Source organism: Mesorhizobium sp. ESP7-2 (genome assembly GCF_020164715.1).
Taxonomy (GTDB): Bacteria; Pseudomonadota; Alphaproteobacteria; order Rhizobiales; family Rhizobiaceae; genus Mesorhizobium.
Genome location: NZ_JAIUGQ010000005.1, coordinates 206,073 through 226,940, shown reverse-complemented (window position 1 = coordinate 226,940; position 20,868 = coordinate 206,073). Strand labels below are relative to the sequence as shown.

Genomic DNA, 20,868 nt, shown 5'->3' with positions numbered 1-20,868 from the left:
CTGTCTGTTCCCTCCGTCCAGGACGCGACCGCATCGCGCACGATGCTGCACACGGTTGCCAAGCTGCACTACGTGGAGGAGATGTCGCAGGTCGATATAGCGCGGCAGCTCGGTGTCTCCACCGCGACGATTTCGCGCCTGCTGCAGCGGGCGCGAGCGGAGGGCATCGTGCGCATCGAGGTCATCGACTTGGCGACGCCGGAGGATATCACCAGGCAACTGGTCGACGGGTTGAAATTACGGGACGCCGCCGTTGTCGAGACGCCGGCGGCGGGCGCGCTGACGGCGCTTTCCGCGCCGCTCGGCGCTTTGCTCAGGCAGGTGCAGATGGTGGCCGGTTCCGTCGTCGCCATCGGCTGGGGGCGCGCCGTGCGCGAGGTCATTCGAGCCGGCCTGCCGCGTATGCCGGGCGTGCTGACAGTGGCCGCAACCGGCGGCATGCAGCAGCACGCGGCGCATTTCCAGGTCAACGAATTCGTGCGGCTTGCCGCGGAGGAGTTCGGCGGCACACCGCACTTCATCCACGCTCCCTATCTGCCGTCGAGCGAGCTGCGTGAGGTCTTCCTCGGAGACGCCACCATCCGCGATGCCGTCGCGCTGTGGGAGAGGACCGATGTGGCGATCGTCGGCATTGGCCTGCCGCACGCCATCAACCCACCCGAGGCGAGTGCCGCGACGCCGACCGAGCAGGCGCTGGTCCATGCGGCTGGCGACGTGCTGCGTCATTACTTCGATGCGGAAGGCGCGCTGATCGCCTGGGAAGGGGAGAGCCGGATGATCGCCATGTCGCCCGCGCAGCTTCGCGCCGTGCCGTTGGTGATCGGCGTCGCCGCCTCGCCGGAAAAAGCAACGGCCATTATTGGCGCCGCTCGCGCCCGGCTGATCAACGCGCTGGTAACGGATACCAAGACGGCGCAGGCTATCCTCGCGGTTCTTGCAACGCGATAGCGGCGGATATGCCGGACTGATGCCGCGCTGTCGCACGGAGAGAAGTCGTTGCGAAATCGATTGTGTCGCCGGAGAGTCGGGACGATAGTTCGCCGGGGCTCCGAGGAACAGTCATATGGTGTCTGGAAAAAGCCGGCGTTGCGGCCTCGGAAAAACCGAGTTGCAATTTATTTCTGCAAAGTGTTACAAAATGCGGACCCGACGTGCAGGCATGCCGGGCGCGGTGGTTCCCTGACCTTGCGGAGGCGAGGAAAGCGAGTACGGCGATTGTGCCGGTCGGCTGGACCGGCTGACATTTAGACTGGAGGGCGCTTGGGAGGAGCTGCCCGCGAAAGGCAACAGGCGTTTCCGGCCGTCGGCATCCTGCCTCCGCGCGGATGGCGGCCATTCCAATGTCACCGAAAACGGCAGAACTGCCAACAATGAGGAGGATTTCATGAAGAAGATCGTTGCCGCGCTCGCGGCGCTTGCCGTCAGCGCGACGGTGCTGATGGCGCCCGCGCAGGCGCAGGACAAGAAATACACCATTGCGCTCATTCCGGGCCTCACCACCGACGGCTTTTACATCACCATGCGCAAGGGTGCCCAGGCGGCCGCCGACGCGCTCGGCGTGAATCTGGTCTTCCAGGGTGCTCCGGACTTCAACCCGGTCACCCAGGTGCCGGTGCTCGACGCGGTCATCGCCAAGAAGCCGGACGCGATCTTGATCGCGCCGACCGACAAGGTTCAGCTGGTGGAGCCGCTGCGCAAGGCCAATGACGCCGGCATCCCGGTCATAACAGTCGATACGTTCATCGGCAGCGGCGTCTACCAGACGGGTGCCGGCGATGCCGATTTCCCGCTGGCCTACATTGCCTCGGACAATGTGCTGGGTGGCGAGATCGCCGCGCGCGCGCTAGCCACCGCCATCGGCGACAAGGGCAAGGTCTACGTGTCGAACGTCAAGCCGGGCATTTCGACCACCGACCAGCGCGAAGAGGGTTTCAAGAAGGAGATGGCCAAGCATACGGGCATCACCGTGCTGGAGACCCAATTCAATGACGACGACGCCAACAAGGCGGCCTCGCAGCTGCAGGCTGTCTTCGCGCGCAATCCCGATCTCGTCGGCGTGTTCGGCGCCAACCTGTTCTCGGCACTGGGTGCCGCCAACGGCGTCAAGCAGGCGGGCCAGACGGGAACCGTCAAAGTCGTTGCCTTCGACGCGCCGACCAGCATCGTCGACAACATCAACACCGGCCTCGTGGATGTGGCAATCGCCCAGCATCCCGCCGAGATCGGTTATTTCGGGGTCGTTTCGGCCTATGCTCATCTGACCGGCCAGTCGATCCCGGTCACGATCGGCACCGGCTTCACGATCATGGACAAGTCCAACATCGCGGACCCGAAGATCTCGAAGTATCTCTACTCCGAGTAGGTCCAGACGAGCTTGGCTCCTCCCGGTTCGCCGGGGGGAGCTCGTGCCGGGTCCCGCAAAGGGCGGGGCCTGTTTGAAGGCAGCCGCGCCGCGGAGTACTCATGACCTCGACATCACCAGCCCAGTCGGCCGAGAAGCATGTCGCCCCCCAGGCCGATCATGGCGATCCGGCCAGGACCCTGATCGGACACATCGCCGAAGGGCGCGCCTGGCTGTTCCTCGTCGGCCTGATCATCTGTTTCGAGATATGGTCGAGGTTCGCCTTCGGCGCGACGTTCGTGCTCAACCCGTTCAATCTGCAATCCATCGCGATCTTCGCGATAGCGCCGCTGCTGCTGGCGACCGGACAGACCTTCGTCATCATTTCGGGCGGCATCGACCTGTCGCTCGGCTTCATCATGGGGCTTGCCGCCGTCGTTGCCGCGCATGCCACCAATCTGGCGGGCGCCGCCATTCCCTTGCCGCTGGCCATGCTGGCGGGCATTCTCGCCGCCGTGATCGTCGCTGGCTTGCCCGGGGTCATCAATGGTCTGCTGATCTCGCGCCTGAGGGTGCCGCCGTTTATCGGTACGCTCGGCATGTTCGGCGTCGCGCGCGGTGTCGCCTTCCTGCTTGCCGGCGGCACGACGGTGCCGGTGCAGAATTCCTGGTTCGCTCTGCTCGGCAACGGCAAGTTTTACGGCGTGCCTTATCTGGTCATGATCGCTGCCGTCTTCGTCATCGTGATGCACTATCTGCTCAGCCAGACGCGGTTCGGCCAGCACAATTATGCCATCGGCGCCAATGTGCAGGCGGCGCGGCGCGCCGGCATCGATATCAGGGGCCACATATTGCGGCTCTATGTGCTGTCGGCAATGTGCGCCGGCCTTGGCGGGGCGCTCTACGCGGCGCGCTTCACCGCCGGTGCGGCGCAAGCTGGTGAGCCGCTGCTGCTCGACAGCGTCGCTGCGGTGGTGATCGGCGGCGCCAGCCTGTTCGGCGGCTCCGGCACGATCCTGGGCACGGTCGCCGGCGCGCTGGTGATCGCGGTGATCCAGTACGGGCTGGTCTTCGTCAATGTCGAGCCGTTCTGGCAGTTCATCGCCGTCGGCGTCGTCATCATCATTTCCGTGCTCATAGACCAGGCGCAGCGCCGGTTCAGTGGAGGCCGCCAGGATGAATAGCATCGACCAGAACACCCCCTTGCTCGAAGTCCGCAACCTGTCCAAGCATTTCGGCGCCGTGCGTGCGCTCAGCGATTTCTCCATGGCCGTGCGGCCGGGCGAAGTGGTGGCGCTTGCCGGCGCCGACGGCGCCGGCAAGACGACGCTGATCAAGGCGATCTCGGGCGTGTTCCAGCCGACGGGGGGCGAAATCCTGCTCGGTGGCCAGCCGGTGGCATTCGCGACGCCGCAGGAGGCGCGCGAAAAGGGTATCGAGACGATCTACCAGGATCTGGCTCTGGCCGACAATCTGTCGATCGGCGCCAACATCTTCCTTGGCCGCGAACCGATGCGCAAAGCGTTCGGCTTCCTGCCGGTACTCGACCGCAAGGCGATGGCCGACGCCGCCAGGGAAACGATGAAGCGGCTGGATTTCCACGTCAGCCGGATGAACGCCCCGGTCAGCAATTTCTCCGGCGGCCAGCGCCAGGCCGTCGCCATCGGCCGCGCCGTCTACTGGGATGCGCAGATCCTCATCATGGACGAACCGACGGCGGCACTGGGCGTGCCGGAGCAGCGCAAGGTGATTTCGCTGATCCACCAGCTCAAGGCGCAAGGACGCGGCGTGATCTTCATCTCGCATAATCTGCAGGATATCTTTGCCGTCTCCGACCGCATCGTCGTGCTGCGGCGCGGCGTCCAGGCCGGCGAGCGCAAGATTTCCGAGACCAACCATGATGAGGTCGTCCGGCTGATGGTCGGGGGATAGGCGGGTTCTCTCAGCATGATCTTGTTCGAAGGCCGGATCATGGTCTGCTTCTGTTCAATCTAGGCGCAGCCGCCACCAATGCCTTGCCGACGACCGATTGCGGTGCGTCGATGACAGTTTGGGCATCACCGCTTTCCGCAATCCGTCCGGCATCGAGAAGGATGACACGGTGGGCGACCGCCCGGACGACGCCGAGATCATGCGAAATGAAGAGATAGGCGATCCGTTGCTGGCGCTGCAGGTCGAGCAGGAGGGCGAGGATCTGGCCGCGCACCGAGACATCGAGCGCCGACACCGCTTCGTCAAGCACGATCAGCGACGGCTTGGTGGCGATGGCGCGGGCAATCGCCACGCGCTGCCGCTGACCGCCGGAGATTTCATGGATGGCGCGCGGCGCGAGATCGGCCGCCAGGCCGACCCGCTCCAGCAAGGCAGCGATGCGGCGCGGGCGCTCGGAGCGCGAGGCGACGCCGTGGATGCGCAAGGGGTCGTCGAGGACGCGCGCCACCGTGGCGCGCGGGTTGAAGGCGGCGAGCGGATCCTGGAACACCATCTGCAGGCGCGCGCGGCGCGCACGCAAGGCCGCGCCGCGCAAGGCAAGGAAATCATCGCCTTCAAATTCGATGCGTCCGCCATCCGGCTCGATCAGTCGCAGCACCAGCCGCGCGATTGTCGACTTGCCGCTGCCGGAAGGGCCTGCCAGTGCCAGCGTTTCGCCGGGCTCGATATGGAAGGAGACATCGTCCACCGCGGCGAGGGTCTTGCCGCCGCGACTATAGCGTTTGGTGAGGTTGGACACTGTTAGCAGGCTCATACATTCAGCCCGTTTCGGCTCAGCAAGGGCTCGGCGTCGAGGCCGATATGGGCGTCGAGCAGCGCGCGCGTATAGGCTTGCGTCGGCGCATTGACGATTTGCCCGGTGCCGCCGAGTTCGATCAGTTCGCCATGACGAAATACGGCGATGCGTTCGGCAAGCTCGGCGGCGAGCGCAATGTCATGGCTGATGAACAGCAGCGTCATGCCGTCCTCGGCCACCAGCCGTCGGATCAGCGCGACGATCTCGGCCTGTACGATGGTGTCGAGCGCGCTGGTCGCCTCGTCGGCGATCAGCAGTTTCGGCCCGGCTGCAATCGCGGCTGCAATCGCCACACGCTGCTTCTGGCCGCCGGAAAGCTGGTGCGGGAAGGCGCGCAGGGCGGAGTCCGGATCGGGCAGGCGAACGCGTTCGAGCAAGCTTTTGGCTTTGGCGAAGGACTGCCGCCAGTCGAGACCGAGATGGGTATGCACCACCTCGGCGATCTGTTTGCCGACGGTCATCACCGGGTCGAGGCTGGCGGATGGGTCCTGGAAGACGAAGCCGATGTCGCGATCGAGGAGAGGGGTATGGTTCGATTTGGAGGCAGACTTTTGCCCCCTGCGCCCTACGAGGCCCCCCTCTGTCCTGCCGGACATCTCCCCCTCTAGGGGGGAGATTGCGCGCCTATTGCCGCTTTCGCCAATCGCCGAAGTTGTCGGGGCTGAGGTTGGTTGGAAGGAGCCAGCGGCGGAACTGCCGATCTCCCCCCTTGAGGGGGAGATGTCCGGCAGGACAGAGGGGGGTGCCTTGGCACCCGACGGTGGCCGGGAGAACCATTCGATGCCGCCGCCAATCCTGGCAGACTGCGGCAACAACCCTGCGATTGCCAGCGCCAGCGTGCTCTTGCCCGATCCGCTTTCACCGATAATCGCCAGCCGTTCACCTGCCTGGACATCGAGAGTAATGTTCTTCAGCGCCGCGACTTCGCTGCCGTCGCGGCGGTAGGTCACCGCCAGATCGCGGATCGACGCCAGCACCGTCATGACAGGCCCCTGCGTACGGCCGTCGTCTCGACGATGCCTTCGCCGGCGAGATAGACGCCCAGTACCGTCAGCACCAGCGCAATGCCCGGGACGATCGACAGGAAGGGCGCGGTGCGCAAGACAGTGCGGCCTTCCGCGATCATGCCGCCCCAGGTGACTCGGTTGGGATCGCCGAGGCCAAGGAACGACAATGCCGCTTCGGTGAGGATCGCGGCGGCGACGATCACCGATGACATCGCCAGCACCGGCGGTAAGGCGTTGGGCAGCACTTCGCGAAAGGCGATCTCCAGTGGATGCATGCCGATGACGCGGGCACCGGCGACATAGTCGCGCTCGCGGATCGACAACACTTCCGCGTGCGCAATGCGCGCCGGCCCCGTCCAGGTGCCGAGTGCTATCGCTACGACGACGACGCCGAGCGACGGACCAACCACGCTGACGAAGGCCAGCGCCAGCAGGAAACCAGGCACGGTCTGGAACGCGTCGGTGATGCGCATCAGCACCTCGTCGACGAGGCCGCCGGCAAAGCCGGCCAGCGTGCCGACGACCGCGCCGATGACAAGGGCCGCGGCGGCCGCGGCGAGGCCGACAGCCAGCGAGGTGCGGGCGCCGTGGAACAATTCGGCCAGTACGTCGCGGCCGAGCCGGTCGGTGCCGAGCGGCAGCGACCAATCCTGGAATGGCGGCAGCAGCGCGGGGCCGGCAATGGCCTGTGGGTCCCCGGGAAACAGTAGCGAGGCCGACAGCGCCATGGCGAACAGCACCGTCAGAAGGATGGTGCCGGCAACCGCTTCGGGCGTGCGCAGGAAACGGCGCAGGCGGTTCATGCGCCCGCCTCGCTGGCGCCGACGCGTGGATCGAGAAAGGCATAGGCAATGTCGACGAGCAGATTGATGAGGATGACGAGGACGGCGCTTGTGAGGATGATGCCAAGCAGCAAGGGGGTGTCGCGCGCGGCCACCGCTTCCTGCGCCAGCCGGCCGAGGCCGGGCACGGCAAAGACGCTCTCGATGACGACGCTGCCGCCCAGCATCTGCGCCGATTGCAGACCGAGCATGGTGATCAGCGGCAGCAGTGCGTTGCGGGCGACATGGGCGAGCACGATGCGGCGGCGCGATAGCCCCCTGGCGCGGGCGGCCAGCACGAAATCCTGGCGCCAGACCTCGGCCATGCCGGCGCGCATCATGCGCAGATAGAGCGCCAGATAGATGAAGCCGAGTGCGCAAACCGGCAACGCCAGATGGATGGCGATGTCGGCGGCGCGGTCGAGACCGGTCTTGTCCGAGGCCAGGGTCTCGACACCGCCGATCGGCAACCAGCGCAGGTCGACGGCGAAGACTAGGATCAGCACCAGCCCGAGCCAGAAGCCGGGCACCGCGTAGAGCGCCAGCGAGGCGACGGAGAGAAAATGGTCGCGCAAACCGCCGGGCCTTGCGCCGGCATAGATGCCGAGCGCCGAGCCGAGGCCGAAGGAGAGCGCGGTGGCGCTGACCATCAGGATGAGCGTGGTCGGGAGGCGTTCGAGGATGACGTCGCGGATCGGCCTGGAGAAGGTGACGGACTGGCCGAGATCGAGATGCAGCAATGCCCAGAGGTAGTTGGCGAGCCGCGTCAGCTCCGACTGGTCAAGGCCCCAGCGGTGGCGCAACAGCTCGATCATGCCGGCGTCGCCGCCTGTCGAGACGATATAGGCGTCGACGGCGTCTCCGGGGGCCGCTTCGAGCAAAAGGAAGGTGCCGACGACGACGATCAACAGTACAAAGATGCTGCCGACGAGGCGGCGGCGGAGGAGGACGAGGGCGCGGGTCATGCGCGCCTTGGAGGTTTGGCGCGCGGCTGGCTATAAGAAATGCCGAGCCCAGGCACCCCCCTCTGTCCTGCCGGACATCTCCCCCGCAAGGGGGGAGATTGGCTATAATCAACGGTTTCGCCAATCGCCGACGTTGCGGAATTGGCGAGGCGGACAAGCTGCTGATCTCCCCCCTTGCGGGGGAGATGTCCGGCAGGACAGAGGGGGGTGTGAAGGAACTCGGCTTTTGCCCAAGCTCCCATTCTCTCGCGAACTCTCATCCGCGTGAGTGTGTCACGATTCCAAATACGTGTCCGCCCAGTTCGAAACCGCCCAGCGCGGGTTGTTGGCGATGTTGCCGAGCTTGTCACTGGCCACACTGATAAAACTCCATTCAGCGACGTTGATCAGGGGCAGGTCCGCGGCGACTTGCTTCTGGAACTCCTTGTAGAGGTCGGTGCGCGCCGCTGTGTCCAGCGTTTCCGAGGCCTTGGTGACCAGCGCGTCGAGCGCAGGGTTTTTGTAGCCGCCCTGGTTGGAGAACGGCACGCCATCGGGGATGCCGCTCTGCACCAGGATGGTGGTCGAGATCGCCGGGTCGCCGCGGAAGACCGGCGGGCCGACCGCGAGGTCGAAGGCGTGGTCGGTGTAGACCGCCTTAATGTGCGCAGCAGAGTCGTTGTTGACCAGTTGCGCATCGATGCCTATTGCCGCGAGCGCCTGGCGCAGATAGTCGCCGAACTGTTTTGTTTCGTTGAAATAGGGGGCGGGCAAGAGCTTGAGCGAGAAGCGGTTGCCATCGGCGCCTTTCTTATAGCCGGCTTCGTCGAGCAGGGCGTTGGCCTTGGCGACATCGAAAGCATAGGTCGGCACGTCCGCGGTGTAGAATTGCGGATCGTTCTTCGGCACCGGGCCGGTGGCGGTGGCGGCATAGCCGAGGAACACCGTCTTGACGACGAAGTCCTTGTCGATGGCATGCGCGATGGCTTGGCGCACCTTGAGGTCGGCCAGTTCCTTGCGGCGATGGTTGATCTCGACCACGAGCTGGTAGGTCAGCCCCTCATAACCCTTGGTGATGACCTTCAGGCCGGGAACCTTGGAAATGCGGTCGAGGTCGGCCAGCGGCACGGCGGAGAAAGCCGCGAGCTGGATTTCCTCGGCCTCCAGCGCGGCAGCGGCCGAGGTACGGTCGGGCAGGACCTGATAGATGATCTCATCGAGATAGGGCTCGTCCTTGCCCCAGTAGTCGGTGTTCTTCGTCAGCCGGTAATACTGGCCGGCCTTGTACTCGCCGAACTTGAACGGACCGGTACCGATCGGCGCGTTGTTGGCGGGGTTGTCCTCGATCTTGCCGACTTCGTAGACGTGCTTCGGCACGACGCTGGACAACGCCGGCAAGGCGTTTCGGATCAGCTGGAACGGCGTTGGCTTGGCGAACTTGAACACTGCGGTCAGATCGTCCGGTGTGTCGACCGCGCTGAGGTCCTTGAACACGGTGCGGCCGAGATTCTGCAGCGGCTTCCAGATCTGCAGCGCCGAGAAGGCGACGTCGGCCGAAGTGAATGGCTTGCCGTCATGCCATTTGACGCCTTCGCGCAGCTTGAACGTCGCCGAGAGCCCGTCGGCGGCCGCCTCCCAGCTCACCGCCAGCCGTGGCGCGAGCCCGTCCTTGCCGTCGAAGGAGGCTTCGGCCAGCGTCTCGACGATCTTGCTGGAGATGAAGAAGACGCCGTTGGAGGCGACGATCGCCGGATTGAGATTGCGTGGCTCGGAATCGGCGGCAAGCACGAGCCGGCCGCCCTTCTTCGGTGTCTGTGCCCAGCCGAGTGCCGGCATGGCCGTGGAGGCCAGCAGCATTGCCGAGCCCGTAAGCATGGTGCGTCTGGAAATGGTGAAACCTGACATGAACTCCGTCCTCTCCGCGCGACCCGACCAGGCGCGACCTCGAACGCCGGCGCGTGCATCAGCATCCTGCGGCGGGGATTATGAGCCTTGCCGAGGGTTTCGCCAGAGACGGAATTGGCGCATCATTGCTTGGCTTTGAAATTTCCGTCCGCTGGACCAGTTTGGCATAGGTTCATTCAATTCAGGTTTCTGGTAGGACCAGATTTGCGGATATGTGGACGAATAATGGCTTGGTGCCGCCTGAATGCGGCCGTCGTCACGTTTCTGGCTGGACCAGAGTGAGAAAAATGGTGCAGATTTGATCGCGAGCAGCGGATCGGGTGCGAAACAGCGCCGATCCCGGCAATTCAGGGAGAGAGAGATGAACGTTGCGCCGGGCAAGAGTGCTGTCAGCAATATCCCGTTCGACCAGGCCAGGGTCGACCGGCTGATGGAGGAGGCCGACATCGACGTGCTGCTCGCGACCTCCAAGCACAACACACAATATCTGCTGGGCGGCTACAAGTTCATCTTCTTCGCGGCCATGGATGCGATCGGCCACAGCCGCTACTTGCCATTCGTCGTATACGAGAAGGGCGGGCCGGATCATGCGGCCTATATCGGCAACCGCATGGAGGGCGGTGAGCACCAGAACCATCCGTTCTGGACGCCGACGCTGCATGCCGCCTGCTGGGGCACGCTCGACGCCGCCAATCTTGCCGTCGAGCATGTCAGGAAGATCGGCAAGGGCGATGCCCGCATCGGCATCGAGCCCGGTTTCCTGCCGTCGGACGCCTATGCGCTGATCCGCAAGGCGCTGCCGGACGCCAAGCTGATCGACGCGACCGACATGCTGGAGCGCATGCGTGCCATCAAGACCGAAGCCGAGCTCGAAAAGCTGCGCATAGCCTCGGAACTGATCACCGATTCCATGCTGGCGACCATCGCCTGGGCGCACGAGGGCACGACCAAAGCCGAGATGATCGAACAGCTCCGGCGCGAGGAGACCAATCGCGGCGTGCATTTCGAATATTGCCTGCTGACGCTGGGCTCGAGCCACAACCGCGCTTCATCAAGCCAGGCGTGGAAGAATGGCGAGGTGCTGTCGATCGATTCCGGCGGCAATTATCACGGCTATATCGGCGACCTCTGCAGGATGGGCATTCTAGGCGAACCGGACGCCGAGCTGGAAGATCTGCTGGCCGAGGTCGAGACGGTGCAGCAGGCGGCGTTTTCGAAGGTGAGGGCAGGTGTGCTGGGTGGCGACATGATCGCTCACGCCGAGGGCGTGCTGAAGAAATCCAAGGTCGCGCCCTACACGGATTTCTTCGCCCACGGCATGGGCCTGATCACGCATGAGGCGCCGTTCCTGATGACCAACCATCCGGTGACTTATGAAGGCACCTACGCGGCCAAGCCGCTGGAGAAAAACATGGTGTTGTCGGTGGAGACCACCATGCTTCACCCGACGCGCGGCTTCATCAAGCTGGAGGACACGCTTGCCGTGACAGAGAGTGGCTATGTGATGTTCGGGGATAGGGGCAGGGGCTGGAATAGGGGTGGGACGGCCTAATCCGGAGGTCAGCGCTGCCCCTCATCCGGTTGCCGCCACCTTCTCCCCGTATGGGGACGGGGAGAAGGGAGCTGTCGCAACCTCGGCGCTCGTCCTGCACCGTTGAAAATTGACGAAAGCATCGGTGGTAGCGTCTTTCTCTCCGTCTCTATACGGGGAGAAATGTCCGGCAGGACAATGAGGGGCGGCGCTGCCTCGACCAAGCTCATCACTGCCCCGCCGGGATCAGCCTGAAATCCGGCAGCTCCCGCAGCCCAAGCTCCGGCCCGGCCGGCGAATAAACGACGAACAGCTGCATCGGCTGATCACCAGTGTTGAGTGTCGAGTGGAACCGGCTTTCCGGCACATAGATGGTGCAGCCGGGACAGACTTTCTCGACCACCGGATTGCCCTTCTCGTCCTCGACCATCTGTTCGCCATGGCCGGAGATGACGAAGATGATTTCCTCGGCGCCCGGATGGTTGTGGCGGGTATGGCCCTTGCCCGAGGGCAGGTCGACGACGCCGCCGGAAAAGCGGATCGCGCCATTCACTTCAGGTGCTACCGTCAAAGATAGTTTCCCCCAGTCGAAGCCGAAGGCGCTGACGTCCTTCGGGTAGACAAACACCTTGCTCTTGTCGGCCATCTCTCATCCCTTCGTTTTCTTGGCGGTCTTCTCACCGCCGAGCGTCACCGCCTTGAAATCCGCCGTCTGCCTGGCGATCGCGGCTTCCGCGGGCAGCCGTTCCATCGAGCTCGCGCCATAGAAGCCGTGCAGGCCCTTGGCATGGGAGAGGATGTAGCGCGCATCGTCGGGCATCGAGATCGGGCCGCCATGGCAAAGCAGGATGACGTCCTTGCGCACCGAGCGCGCCGCCTCGGCGATGGCGTCGATGGCAACGACGCAGTCGTCGAGCGACTTGGCCGACGTGGCGCCGATCGAGCCGCCGGTCGTCACGCCCATATGGGCGACGACGATATCGGCTCCGGCTTTGGTCATGGCGCGCGCTTCTTCGGGGTTGAAGACATAGGGCGTGGTCAAGAGGTCGAGCTTGTGCGCCTCGGCGATCATGTCGACCTCGAGGCCGAAGCCCATGCCGGTCTCCTCGAAGCTCTGCCGCATCTGGCCGTCGAACAGGCCGATGGTCGGAAAATTCTGCACGCCGGAAAAGCCCATCGTCTTAAGTTCCGCCAGCAGCAGCGGCATGATGACGAAGGGATCGGTGCCGTTGACGCCGGCCAGCACGGGCGTGTGTCTGACCACCGGCAAGACCTCATAGGCCATCTCCTTGACGATCTCGTTGGCATTGCCATAGGCGAGCAGGCCGGCCGCCGAGCCGCGCCCGGCCATGCGGTAGCGGCCGGAATTGTAGATGATGATGAGGTCTATGCCGCCGGCTTCCTCGGCCTTGGCCGACAGGCCGGTGCCGGCGCCGCCGCCGACGATCGGCACGCGCTTGTCGATCATTCCCCGGAATTTCTTCAATATGTCCTTGCGCGGTATGGCTGGCATGTCTGGGTCTCACTGACTGGCGATATCGAGGAAGGCCGCGACCGCGGCCATGGCGAATTCCGGATCGTTGATGTGCAGTGGCAGGCGGGTGATGCGGCGTTTGCCATTCGGCTTGATGGTGTGCTCGATGGCATCGAACAGGACGGCGTCGGCTTCCGGATCGAAGAAAGCGCCGCCTTCGATGTCGAGTGCGGAAACGCCTTTTTCCGGGATCAGGAAATGCACCGGACCTTCGCAATGGGCGAGCCTGGTGCCGATCCATTCGCCGATCGCGCGGCATTCCTGCGCGCTCGTGCGCATCAGCGTGACGTTCGGGTTGTGCTCATAGAACAGCCTGCCGCGATAGCGCTCCGGAATGGTCGATGGTGCCCAGAAGTTGACCATGTCAAGTGCGCCGACCGAGCCGACATAGGGCAGCTTGGTGCGGGCGATGGCACCGAAACGGTCCTGCGTCGCCGGCAACACGCCGCCGCACAGGAGGTCGCAGACCTCGGTCGTGGTGATGTCGACGATGCCAGAGAGCAGGCCGCTGTCGGCCAATTTCTCCATGCTGCGGCCGCCGGTGCCGGTGGCATGGAAGACCATGCAGTCGTAGATGTCGCGCAATTGATCGGCGATTGCGGTCACGCAAGGCGTGGTGACGCCGAACATGGTGAGGCCGATCGACGCTTTGCCGTCCGCTGCCGGCGCCGGATTGCCTGCCATGCCCGCTATCGCCTGGGCAGCGTTGTGCAGCACGACACGAGACAGCCGGTTGAGGCCGGCCATGTCCGTCACCGATGGCATCATGATGATGTCGGATACATCGACATAGGGAGCGGTGTCGCCGGAGGCCAGCGTCGAGACCATGATCTTGGGCAGGCCGAGCGGCAGCGCACGCATGCCCGCGGTGATGATCGAAGTGCCGCCGCCGCCGCCAATGCCGACCACACCGGCAATGTCATTTCGCGATTGGATGAAACGGGTAAAGGCGACGCCCATGGCGGCGACCGCCGCGCCACGGTCATTGCCGCCGAGTACGGCGGTGCTGCCGCCGGGATGATGCGCGGCGACATCCTTGGCAGCAATGTCGGGAGATATTGTCGCCTCGCGCGTTCCGACATCGACACGGCAAACGATGGCGCCTGTCGCGGCGATGGCATCGGCCAGGAAGCCGAGTTCCTCGCCCTTCGTGTCAGCCGTACCCACCACATAGACGCGCTTCATCAAGGGTCCCCAATACTGGCGGCTGCGATACGTGTGTCTCATGGCCAGGCCTAGCGGAGGGCCATTGCAATTTTTTGAGACGCGCGTATCGTATTGGTATGGATGTCTCGCGTCAACAACCCGCAACGAATGAAGACACCGGTGAGAGAGCCGAGCGCGGACCCCGCGCGCGTACGAAACGGCTGATGCTGGAGACGGCGACAAGGCTGATGCAGGCGGGGTCGACGCCTTCGGTCAGCGAGGTGGCGGAAGCGGCGCAAGTGTCCCGCGCCACCGCCTATCGCTATTTCCCGAGCCAGGCAGCCTTGGTGCAGGCGGTCGTCGACGAGGGGCTCGGGCCGATCCTCACCTGGAAATCCACCGCCGCCGATGCCGAGCGCAGGGTCGCAGAACTGTTCGATACGGCCATGCCGCGCATCGAGGCCTTCGAGGCGACATTCAAGGCAGCGTTGAAGCTGTCGCTCGATCAATGGGCGCGACGCCAGGCGGGTACGCTGGGCGGCGAGCCTGCCTTCACGCGCGGCCATCGCGTCGAATTGCTGAAGGAGGCGCTCGCGCCGCTCAAGGGCCGCTTGGCGCCGCGCGACTTCAAGCGGCTGGCGCAGGCGCTGTCGCTGATCTTCGGCGTCGAGGTGCTGATCGTGCTCAAGGATATATGGGGGCTGGACAGCCGCCGGATGATGTCGGTCGCGCAATGGGCGGCTAGTGCACTGGTGCGCGCGACGGTGGCGGAGTCGACCGTCGATACGGCTGGGATGACGCTGGCGACGAGATAGAAATAGCGCTTATCTGGTTCTACCAGATCTGCTTACCGACGACTGATAACGCCCATGATGCAAAAGTCTGCACGAGCTCAAGACGTATCAATGAGTAGGAAAATATAGAGAAAACAGTTGGATAAATCTGGAATTCGATGGCTTTGGCTGGCATCATTGCTCAAGAAAGGGCTTGACGGGCATTCATAATTGGTACTACCAGATTGGAAAGAAAAGCGGATCGGAAATGGAGGGCTGAGATACGTTTTCCGGCAGGGCGAGGAGGCTCGGAACCGGAAAAGGTTCGATTACGGGAGGAACTACCAGGGCCGGCTCCGTCGCCGCCTCGCATGACAGGGTAGAACGCGCACAAGGGAGGAAATCATTATGCGCAAGTTAGTGACCAGCGTGCTCGCTGGTATCGGCCTGACGCTTGCCTACGGAACGTCCGTCCACGCGCAGGACAAGGAACTCACCATCTTCTGGGCGGAATGGGATCCGGCTAACTATCTGCAGGAACTCGTCAACGACTATACGGCCGAGACCGGCGTAAAGGTCACGGTACAGACCACGCCGTGGCCTGACTTCCAGACCAAGGCCTTTACCGAATTCAACGCGCATGGCGATGCCTACGACCTGGTGGTCGGCGACTCGCAATGGCTCGGCGCCGGTTCGACGCAGGGCCACTATGTCGACCTCACCGACTTCTTCAACAAGCACAAGCTCAAGGACGTGATGGCGCCCGCGACCATCAAATACTATGCCGAATACCCTGGCGGGTCCGGCAAGTACTGGGCGATTCCGCTGGAAGGCGATGCGATCGGCTGGTCCTATCGCAAGGACTGGTTCGAGGACCCGAAGGAGAAGGAAGCCTTCAAGGCGAAATACGGTTACGACCTCGATATTCCTAAGACCTATGCGCAATTGCGCGACATCGCCGAGTTCTTCTATCGTCCCGACCAGAAGCGCTACGGCGTCGCCATCTATACCGACAATTCCTATGACGCGATGGCGATGGGCGTCGAAAGCGCCATCTTCAGCTATGGCGGCGATCTCGGCGACTACGCAACCTACAAGGTCGACGGCATCACCAATTCCAAAGAGGCTGCCGCCGGTCTCGACATGTACAAGGAACTCTACAAGTTCACGCCTCCCGGCTGGGGCAAGACTTTCTTCGTGGAAGACAACCAGGCGATCACCGGCGGCCTCGCCGCGATGAGCATGAACTTCTTCGCCTTCTTCCCGCCGCTGGTGAACAAGGCCACCAACCCCTATGCCGACGTCACCGGCTTCTTCGCCAACCCTGCCGGCCCGGACGGCAAGCGCTTCGCCGCTCTCGGCGGCCAGGGTGTTTCGGTTATCTCGTATTCGAAGAACAAGGACGAGGCGATGAAGTTCCTTGAATGGTTCATCAAGGACGAGACCCAGAAGAAGTGGGCCGAGCTCGGCGGCTACACCTGCAGCCAGGCCGTGCTGAAGTCGGAAGCCTTCCAGAATGCCACCCCCTACAACAAGGCGTTCTACGACACGATGTTCATGGTCAAGGACTTCTGGGCGACGCCTGAATACGCCGAAGTGCTCGATCAGCTGAATCAGAACATCTATCCGTTCGTGGTTGGCGGCAAGGGCACCGCCCAAGAGGCGCTCGACAAGACCACCGCCGACTGGAAGGCGACGTTCACCAAGTACAACCGCTACAAGTAAGCATCACAGTCAGAATGCCGGAGGAGGGTTTCCCCTCCGGCATTCCTGTTTTCAGGAGACAACCGTTGGCTTCAGTAGCCCTCACCAATCTTGACCCTGCGTCCAGGGCCGCTGCCCGCGGCTGGTCCGATCTGACCATCCGCAACCTGTTCATCATCCCGACACTGGTCTTTCTGATCGTCTTCAACATCTTTCCGCTGATCTATTCGCTCGGCTATTCATTCACCAACTTCGCCGCGAACCGCAGCGAGCCCTGGCAGTTCGTCGGCTTGCAGAATTATCGCGAGCTGCTCAGCGACGACCATATCTGGTCGAACTTCGTCATCACGGCGAAATACGTGATCGTTTCGGTGGCCGGACAGATGATCGTCGGCTTCGGCCTTGCGCTTCTGCTCAACCGCAGCTTTCCGATGAAGGGCCTGATCACCACGCTCTTGCTGTTGCCAATGATGATGTCGGCGGCGGTCGTCGGCCTGTTCTGGCAGCTGCTCTACAGCCCGTCCTGGGGTCCGATCAACTATGTCTTCGGCCTGGGCGACTTCGCCTGGCTCTCCAATCCCGACAGCGCGCTCTACGCGGTCGCGATCACCGACATCTGGATGTGGTCCCCCTTCGTCATGCTGCTGTCGCTCGCCGGCCTTTCGGCCGTGCCGCAGCACCTCTACGAGGCCGCCGCGATCGACCGCGCCAGTTGGTGGTACACTTTCACCCGCATCACCTTGCCGCTGGTCTCGCCGATCCTTTTGATCGCGCTGATCTTCCGCACCATGGAAGCCTTCAAGACCTTCGACATCGCCTACACGATGACGACCCAGCCGACAGCCGAGCTGATTGCGATCCGGCTCTACAAGCAGGCCTTCCAGCAATGGGACACAGGCAAGTCCTGCGCGCTGGCCTACATCGTGCTGATCATGGTGCTGGCCATCACCAACCTCTACGTGAAGTACCTCAACAAGGTGAAGGAGCGCTGACATGGCCGCCGTCCGCACTTCTTCCGAGATCGCTTTCAACCGCATCGCCATCGCCGCGGTGCTGATCGCCACGCTGATGTTCCTGGCGCCGATCTACTGGATCGCCTCGACGGCGTTCAAGCCGAAGGAGTTGGCCGTCAGCGTGCCGCCTACCGTGCTGTTCGAGCCTGAGGTGACGCCGTTCATCAGGCTCTTCACCAAGCGCGTGCAGATGCAGAAAGCCGTTGACCCGCAAGTCTACGAGGCCGCGCCCTGGTGGGAAAAGCGCATCTATGATGGCGGCGAGAGGGTGCTGAAGGTCGGCAAGGACGTACAGCTTTCGCAATATCCCGACCGGTTCATGAACAGCCTGATCGTGGCGGTCATCAGTACCGTGCTTGCGGTGGGCATGGGAACCTTCACCGCCTACGGCTTCTCGCGCTTCAAGATCGCCGGCGAGGCGGACCTGCTCTTCTTTATTCTGTCGACACGCATGCTGCCGCCGGTGGTGGTCGCCATCCCTATGTTCCTGATGTACCGGGTGGTCGGCCTCAACGACTCGCATATCGGCCTGATCATCCTCTACGTTGCCTTCAACCTGTCCTTCTCGGTCTGGCTGATGAAGGGCTTCATGGACGAGATCCCGAAGGAGTATGAGGAGGCGGCGCTGGTAGACGGCTACACCCGCATGCAGGCCTTCTTCAAGATCGTGCTGCCGGAAGCGGCAACCGGCATCGCCGCCACCGCCGTGTTCTGCTTCATCACCGCTTGGAACGAATACGCTTTCGCGCTGATCATGACCAATCGCCGCGCGCAGACGGCGCCGCCCTTCATCCCATCGCAGATCGGCTCCGGCCTGCCGGACTGGACCACGATCGCGGCGGGCACTTTCCTGTTCCTGCTGCCGGTCGCGATCTTCACCTTCCTGCTGCGCAACCATCTGCTTCGCGGCGTGACGTTCGGAGCGATCCGCAAATGAGTTTTCGCGCCATCAACGAGAAGTACCTGTTGCCGGCATCGCAGATCCTCATGGTTCTGGGCATCGTTGCGCTCTGCCAGCCATGGAGCCTCAACCTGCATTCCTACGGCGTGACGATCATTCTGGCCGGACTGATCGGCTTCAACATCACATCGAAGATTGCGCCGGAGCGCGGCGAGGAAACTGGCGCCGCGACGTATGAGGGAGCCCGGCAGTGACGCAGATCGAACTTCGCGGCATCGAGAAATTCTTCGGTGCCGTCCAGGTCATCCACAACTTGAACCTCGCCATCGCCGACAACGAGTTTATCGTGCTGCTCGGCCAGTCTGGCTGCGGCAAGACCACGACGCTGCGCGCGATAGCGGGGCTGGAGACGATCGATCAGGGCGACATTCTGATCGACGGCAAGGCGGTGCAGCACCTCAAGGCCGCCGACCGCGACATCGCCATGGTGTTCCAGTCCTTCTCGCTCTACCCGCACATGACAGTGTTCGAGAACATCGCCTTTCCGCTGCGCGCCACGCGCATGAGCAGCGGCGAGGTCGACAAGTCTGTGCGCGAGGTCGCCCGGGTCCTGCGCATCACCGACCTGCTCGATAAGAGGCCGTCTGCGCTCTCCGGCGGCGACATGCAGCGCGTTGCGATCGGCCGAGCGCTGGTGCGGCGCCCGAAGGCAATGCTGATGGACGAGCCGATCGGCGCGCTGGACGCCAAGCTGCGCGAAGAGATGCGCGCCGAGATCAAGCGCCTGCACGTCAAACAGGGGTCGACCACGATCTACGTCACCCACGACCAGATCGAGGCAATGAGCCTGGCCGACCGGATCGTCATCATGCATGAGGGTTTCATCCAGCAAGTCGGTACGCCGGACGATGTCTATTCGCACCCGGCGAACCTGTTCGTGGCGCAATTCGTCGGCAGCCCGGTGATGAACATCGCCGAGGCCAGCGTCACCGAACATGCCAGTGCCGCCGCCGTCACGGTCGGCGGCGCGCCGGCGGGCTTTGAGTTCCCGCGCCAGCTCCTGTCCAAGCTCAACGGGCATTCCAACGGTGGCTTGACGCTCGGCATCCGCCCGGAGGGCGTGCTCGTCCGGCACGATGCGGCGCCAGGCTACATGCCGGTCGAGGCGAACATCATCGAGCCGCTGGGATCATTCGACGTCGTCGACCTCAAGGTCGGCTCCGAGATGCTGCGCGCGCGCACCAAGGCCGGCTACGTTTCGGGTCCCGGCGAGAAGGTCCATGTCCGCATCGATCCGGAGCAGGCGCATTTCTTCGACACGGCAAGCGGCAAGTCGCTGGGGGTGAGGCTGTAATGGCCCATATCGAACTGAAGAACATCACCAAGAAGTTTGGCAGCCACACCGCGCTGATCGACCTCGACCTCGACATCGCCGATGGCGAGTTCTTCGTGCTGCTCGGCGAGACTGGCGCCGGCAAGACGACGACACTGAGGCTGATCGCCGGTCTCGAAAAGCCGACGGAAGGCCAAGTGTTCATCAACGGCACCGATGTCGCCGACTGGGGCGCGGCCGAGCGCGACGTGGCGCTGGTGCTGCAGCAATACTCGCTCTACCCGCGCTACACGGTGCGCGAGAATCTCGAATTTCCGCTGAAGCCGAAGATCCGCAGGCTGCCGGACGCCGAGATCAAGGACCGCGTCGACCGCGCCGCCCGCACGCTGCGGATCGAGCACCTGCTCGACCGCAAGACCGACCGGCTGTCCGGCGGCGAGATGCAGCGCGTCTCCATCGGCCGCGCCATCGTGCGCAAGCCGCGCGTGTTCCTGATGGACGAGCCGCTGTCGGCGCTCGACGCCAAATTGCGCGAGGCGCTGCGTACCGAGTTGAAGAACCTGCAGATACAGCTCGGCGCCACCTTCCTGTTCGTCACTCACGACCAGATCGAGGCAATGTCGATGGGCGACAAGGTCGGCGTGCTCAACCACGGCCGCATCATCCAGACCGGCACGCCGCACGAGATCTACAACAATCCGCGCGACACCTATGTAGCGAGCTTCGTCGGCTCGCCGCCGATGAACCTCATCGACGGCAGGCTGGTGAACGGCCGCGCGGTGATGGCGCCATTGAATTTCGAACTGCCCTTTGCGGGGGCGGCCAAGACTTTTGCGGGGGCAGGGGCGCGTGCGACGACTGACGGTCGCCCGCTGGTCTTCGGCATCCGTCCGGAGGACGTCTATCTGGAGAGCGGCGCACCGGTCGAGGCACGCGTCCATGATGTCGAGAACCATGGCGTGGAGAAGATCCTGACGCTCCGCGTCGGCGACACCTTGTTGCGCGCCACGGTGCCGGCCAGGACCGATGTCGCGATCGAGCAACCGGTGCGCTTTGCCTGGAACCCCGACAAGGTGGTGCTGTTCGACAAGGGCAGTGGTGTCAGCTTGCGCCACGCGTCATAGGGC

General features: G+C 63.6%; 20 protein-coding genes. 12 read left to right on the top strand and 8 right to left on the bottom strand.

Going from position 1 to position 20,868, the window contains the following annotated elements:
• The first annotated feature begins 42 nt into the window (after positions 1 to 42).
• From LB543_RS07935 to LB543_RS07920, 4 genes are all read left to right on the top strand, one after another.
• Positions 43 to 948 carry a sugar-binding transcriptional regulator gene (locus LB543_RS07935; RefSeq protein WP_224613680.1) on the top strand — a complete coding sequence of 302 codons (906 nt, stop codon included), beginning with the start codon at positions 43 to 45 and terminating at the stop codon, positions 946 to 948.
• 436 nt (positions 949 to 1,384) lie between these two features.
• Complete coding sequence (locus LB543_RS07930) at positions 1,385 to 2,362, top strand: ABC transporter substrate-binding protein (RefSeq protein ID WP_224613679.1); 978 nt, start codon at positions 1,385 to 1,387, stop codon at positions 2,360 to 2,362.
• Positions 2,363 to 2,463: 101 nt separating this feature from the next.
• Positions 2,464 to 3,525 carry an ABC transporter permease subunit gene (locus tag LB543_RS07925; RefSeq protein ID WP_224613678.1) on the top strand — a complete coding sequence of 354 codons (1,062 nt, stop codon included), beginning with the start codon at positions 2,464 to 2,466 and terminating at the stop codon, positions 3,523 to 3,525.
• Positions 3,518 to 4,273 (top strand): ATP-binding cassette domain-containing protein, encoded by a 756-nt coding sequence (locus LB543_RS07920; protein ID WP_224613677.1) that lies wholly within the window; start codon positions 3,518 to 3,520, stop codon positions 4,271 to 4,273. Before LB543_RS07925 ends, LB543_RS07920 begins: the two co-directional genes overlap by 8 nt.
• A 37-nt stretch (positions 4,274 to 4,310) precedes the next feature.
• On the opposite strand, the gene LB543_RS07915 is transcribed toward LB543_RS07920, so the two are convergent.
• The 5 genes from LB543_RS07915 to LB543_RS07895 all read right to left on the bottom strand — a co-directional run bounded on the left by LB543_RS07915 (position 4,311) and on the right by LB543_RS07895 (position 9,806).
• Positions 4,311 to 5,087 (bottom strand): ABC transporter ATP-binding protein, encoded by a 777-nt coding sequence (locus LB543_RS07915; RefSeq protein ID WP_224613676.1) that lies wholly within the window; start codon positions 5,085 to 5,087, stop codon positions 4,311 to 4,313.
• Entirely contained in the window at positions 5,084 to 6,112 is a 1,029-nt protein-coding gene (locus LB543_RS07910; RefSeq protein WP_224613675.1) for an ABC transporter ATP-binding protein, read from the bottom strand. Before LB543_RS07910 ends, LB543_RS07915 begins: the two co-directional genes overlap by 4 nt.
• On the bottom strand, positions 6,109 to 6,939 hold the full coding sequence (locus LB543_RS07905; RefSeq protein ID WP_224613674.1) for an ABC transporter permease: 831 nt from the start codon (positions 6,937 to 6,939) through the stop codon (positions 6,109 to 6,111). The genes LB543_RS07910 and LB543_RS07905 overlap by 4 nt, the downstream gene beginning before the upstream one ends.
• Positions 6,936 to 7,922, bottom strand: a complete 987-nt coding sequence (locus tag LB543_RS07900) for an ABC transporter permease (RefSeq protein WP_224613673.1) — start codon at positions 7,920 to 7,922, stop codon at positions 6,936 to 6,938. The genes LB543_RS07905 and LB543_RS07900 overlap by 4 nt, the downstream gene beginning before the upstream one ends.
• 273 nt (positions 7,923 to 8,195) lie before the next feature.
• Positions 8,196 to 9,806 (bottom strand): ABC transporter substrate-binding protein, encoded by a 1,611-nt coding sequence (locus tag LB543_RS07895; RefSeq protein ID WP_224613672.1) that lies wholly within the window; start codon positions 9,804 to 9,806, stop codon positions 8,196 to 8,198.
• A 361-nt stretch (positions 9,807 to 10,167) separates the two neighbouring features.
• Here LB543_RS07895 and LB543_RS07890 point away from each other — a divergent pair, with 361 nt between their 5' ends.
• Positions 10,168 to 11,358 carry a M24 family metallopeptidase gene (locus LB543_RS07890; protein WP_224613671.1) on the top strand — a complete coding sequence of 397 codons (1,191 nt, stop codon included), beginning with the start codon at positions 10,168 to 10,170 and terminating at the stop codon, positions 11,356 to 11,358.
• Between the two features lie 208 nt (positions 11,359 to 11,566).
• On the opposite strand, the gene LB543_RS07885 is transcribed toward LB543_RS07890, so the two are convergent.
• The 3 genes from LB543_RS07885 to LB543_RS07875 are packed head-to-tail and all read right to left on the bottom strand — an operon-like array spanning position 11,567 to position 14,056.
• The gene (locus LB543_RS07885) at positions 11,567 to 11,983 is read right to left on the bottom strand and encodes a cupin domain-containing protein (protein WP_224613670.1); all 417 of its coding nucleotides are present in this window, start codon (positions 11,981 to 11,983) and stop codon (positions 11,567 to 11,569) included.
• Positions 11,984 to 11,986: 3 nt separating this feature from the next.
• Positions 11,987 to 12,850: a phosphoenolpyruvate hydrolase family protein gene (locus tag LB543_RS07880; RefSeq protein ID WP_224597432.1), complete on the bottom strand. Its 864-nt coding sequence runs from the start codon at positions 12,848 to 12,850 to the stop codon at positions 11,987 to 11,989.
• 9 nt (positions 12,851 to 12,859) lie between these two features.
• Positions 12,860 to 14,056 carry a Tm-1-like ATP-binding domain-containing protein gene (locus LB543_RS07875; RefSeq protein ID WP_224613669.1) on the bottom strand — a complete coding sequence of 399 codons (1,197 nt, stop codon included), beginning with the start codon at positions 14,054 to 14,056 and terminating at the stop codon, positions 12,860 to 12,862.
• Between the two features lie 98 nt (positions 14,057 to 14,154).
• On the opposite strand from LB543_RS07875, the gene LB543_RS07870 reads away from it, so the two are divergent.
• The 7 genes from LB543_RS07870 to LB543_RS07840 all read left to right on the top strand — a co-directional run bounded on the left by LB543_RS07870 (position 14,155) and on the right by LB543_RS07840 (position 20,865).
• Positions 14,155 to 14,832 (top strand): TetR/AcrR family transcriptional regulator, encoded by a 678-nt coding sequence (locus LB543_RS07870; RefSeq protein WP_224613668.1) that lies wholly within the window; start codon positions 14,155 to 14,157, stop codon positions 14,830 to 14,832.
• A 366-nt stretch (positions 14,833 to 15,198) separates the two neighbouring features.
• Complete coding sequence (locus LB543_RS07865; RefSeq protein WP_140756449.1) at positions 15,199 to 16,515, top strand: ABC transporter substrate-binding protein; 1,317 nt, start codon at positions 15,199 to 15,201, stop codon at positions 16,513 to 16,515.
• 65 nt (positions 16,516 to 16,580) lie between these two features.
• Positions 16,581 to 17,486, top strand: coding sequence for a carbohydrate ABC transporter permease (locus tag LB543_RS07860; RefSeq protein ID WP_140756447.1), 906 nt, complete (start codon positions 16,581 to 16,583; stop codon positions 17,484 to 17,486).
• Between the two features lies 1 nt (position 17,487).
• Positions 17,488 to 18,444 carry a carbohydrate ABC transporter permease gene (locus tag LB543_RS07855; RefSeq protein ID WP_140756445.1) on the top strand — a complete coding sequence of 319 codons (957 nt, stop codon included), beginning with the start codon at positions 17,488 to 17,490 and terminating at the stop codon, positions 18,442 to 18,444.
• Complete coding sequence (locus tag LB543_RS07850) at positions 18,441 to 18,662, top strand: hypothetical protein (RefSeq protein WP_140756443.1); 222 nt, start codon at positions 18,441 to 18,443, stop codon at positions 18,660 to 18,662. Before LB543_RS07855 ends, LB543_RS07850 begins: the two co-directional genes overlap by 4 nt.
• Positions 18,659 to 19,762 carry an ABC transporter ATP-binding protein gene (locus LB543_RS07845; RefSeq protein ID WP_140811620.1) on the top strand — a complete coding sequence of 368 codons (1,104 nt, stop codon included), beginning with the start codon at positions 18,659 to 18,661 and terminating at the stop codon, positions 19,760 to 19,762. The genes LB543_RS07850 and LB543_RS07845 overlap by 4 nt, the downstream gene beginning before the upstream one ends.
• Entirely contained in the window at positions 19,762 to 20,865 is a 1,104-nt protein-coding gene (locus LB543_RS07840) for an ABC transporter ATP-binding protein (RefSeq protein WP_140811619.1), read from the top strand. The genes LB543_RS07845 and LB543_RS07840 overlap by 1 nt, the downstream gene beginning before the upstream one ends.
• The last annotated feature ends 3 nt before the right edge of the window (positions 20,866 to 20,868 follow it).

Coding starts and splice junctions, on each gene's coding strand:
- LB543_RS07935 (WP_224613680.1), top strand. CDS start 43: ATGCTGCACACGGTTGCCAAGCTGCACTACGTGGAGGAGATGTCGCAG.
- LB543_RS07930 (WP_224613679.1), top strand. CDS start 1,385: ATGAAGAAGATCGTTGCCGCGCTCGCGGCGCTTGCCGTCAGCGCGACG.
- LB543_RS07925 (WP_224613678.1), top strand. CDS start 2,464: ATGACCTCGACATCACCAGCCCAGTCGGCCGAGAAGCATGTCGCCCCC.
- LB543_RS07920 (WP_224613677.1), top strand. CDS start 3,518: ATGAATAGCATCGACCAGAACACCCCCTTGCTCGAAGTCCGCAACCTG.
- LB543_RS07915 (WP_224613676.1), bottom strand. CDS start 5,087: ATGAGCCTGCTAACAGTGTCCAACCTCACCAAACGCTATAGTCGCGGC.
- LB543_RS07910 (WP_224613675.1), bottom strand. CDS start 6,112: ATGACGGTGCTGGCGTCGATCCGCGATCTGGCGGTGACCTACCGCCGC.
- LB543_RS07905 (WP_224613674.1), bottom strand. CDS start 6,939: ATGAACCGCCTGCGCCGTTTCCTGCGCACGCCCGAAGCGGTTGCCGGC.
- LB543_RS07900 (WP_224613673.1), bottom strand. CDS start 7,922: ATGACCCGCGCCCTCGTCCTCCTCCGCCGCCGCCTCGTCGGCAGCATC.
- LB543_RS07895 (WP_224613672.1), bottom strand. CDS start 9,806: ATGTCAGGTTTCACCATTTCCAGACGCACCATGCTTACGGGCTCGGCA.
- LB543_RS07890 (WP_224613671.1), top strand. CDS start 10,168: ATGAACGTTGCGCCGGGCAAGAGTGCTGTCAGCAATATCCCGTTCGAC.
- LB543_RS07885 (WP_224613670.1), bottom strand. CDS start 11,983: ATGGCCGACAAGAGCAAGGTGTTTGTCTACCCGAAGGACGTCAGCGCC.
- LB543_RS07880 (WP_224597432.1), bottom strand. CDS start 12,850: ATGCCAGCCATACCGCGCAAGGACATATTGAAGAAATTCCGGGGAATG.
- LB543_RS07875 (WP_224613669.1), bottom strand. CDS start 14,056: ATGAAGCGCGTCTATGTGGTGGGTACGGCTGACACGAAGGGCGAGGAA.
- LB543_RS07870 (WP_224613668.1), top strand. CDS start 14,155: ATGGATGTCTCGCGTCAACAACCCGCAACGAATGAAGACACCGGTGAG.
- LB543_RS07865 (WP_140756449.1), top strand. CDS start 15,199: ATGCGCAAGTTAGTGACCAGCGTGCTCGCTGGTATCGGCCTGACGCTT.
- LB543_RS07855 (WP_140756445.1), top strand. CDS start 17,488: ATGGCCGCCGTCCGCACTTCTTCCGAGATCGCTTTCAACCGCATCGCC.
- LB543_RS07850 (WP_140756443.1), top strand. CDS start 18,441: ATGAGTTTTCGCGCCATCAACGAGAAGTACCTGTTGCCGGCATCGCAG.
- LB543_RS07840 (WP_140811619.1), top strand. CDS start 19,762: ATGGCCCATATCGAACTGAAGAACATCACCAAGAAGTTTGGCAGCCAC.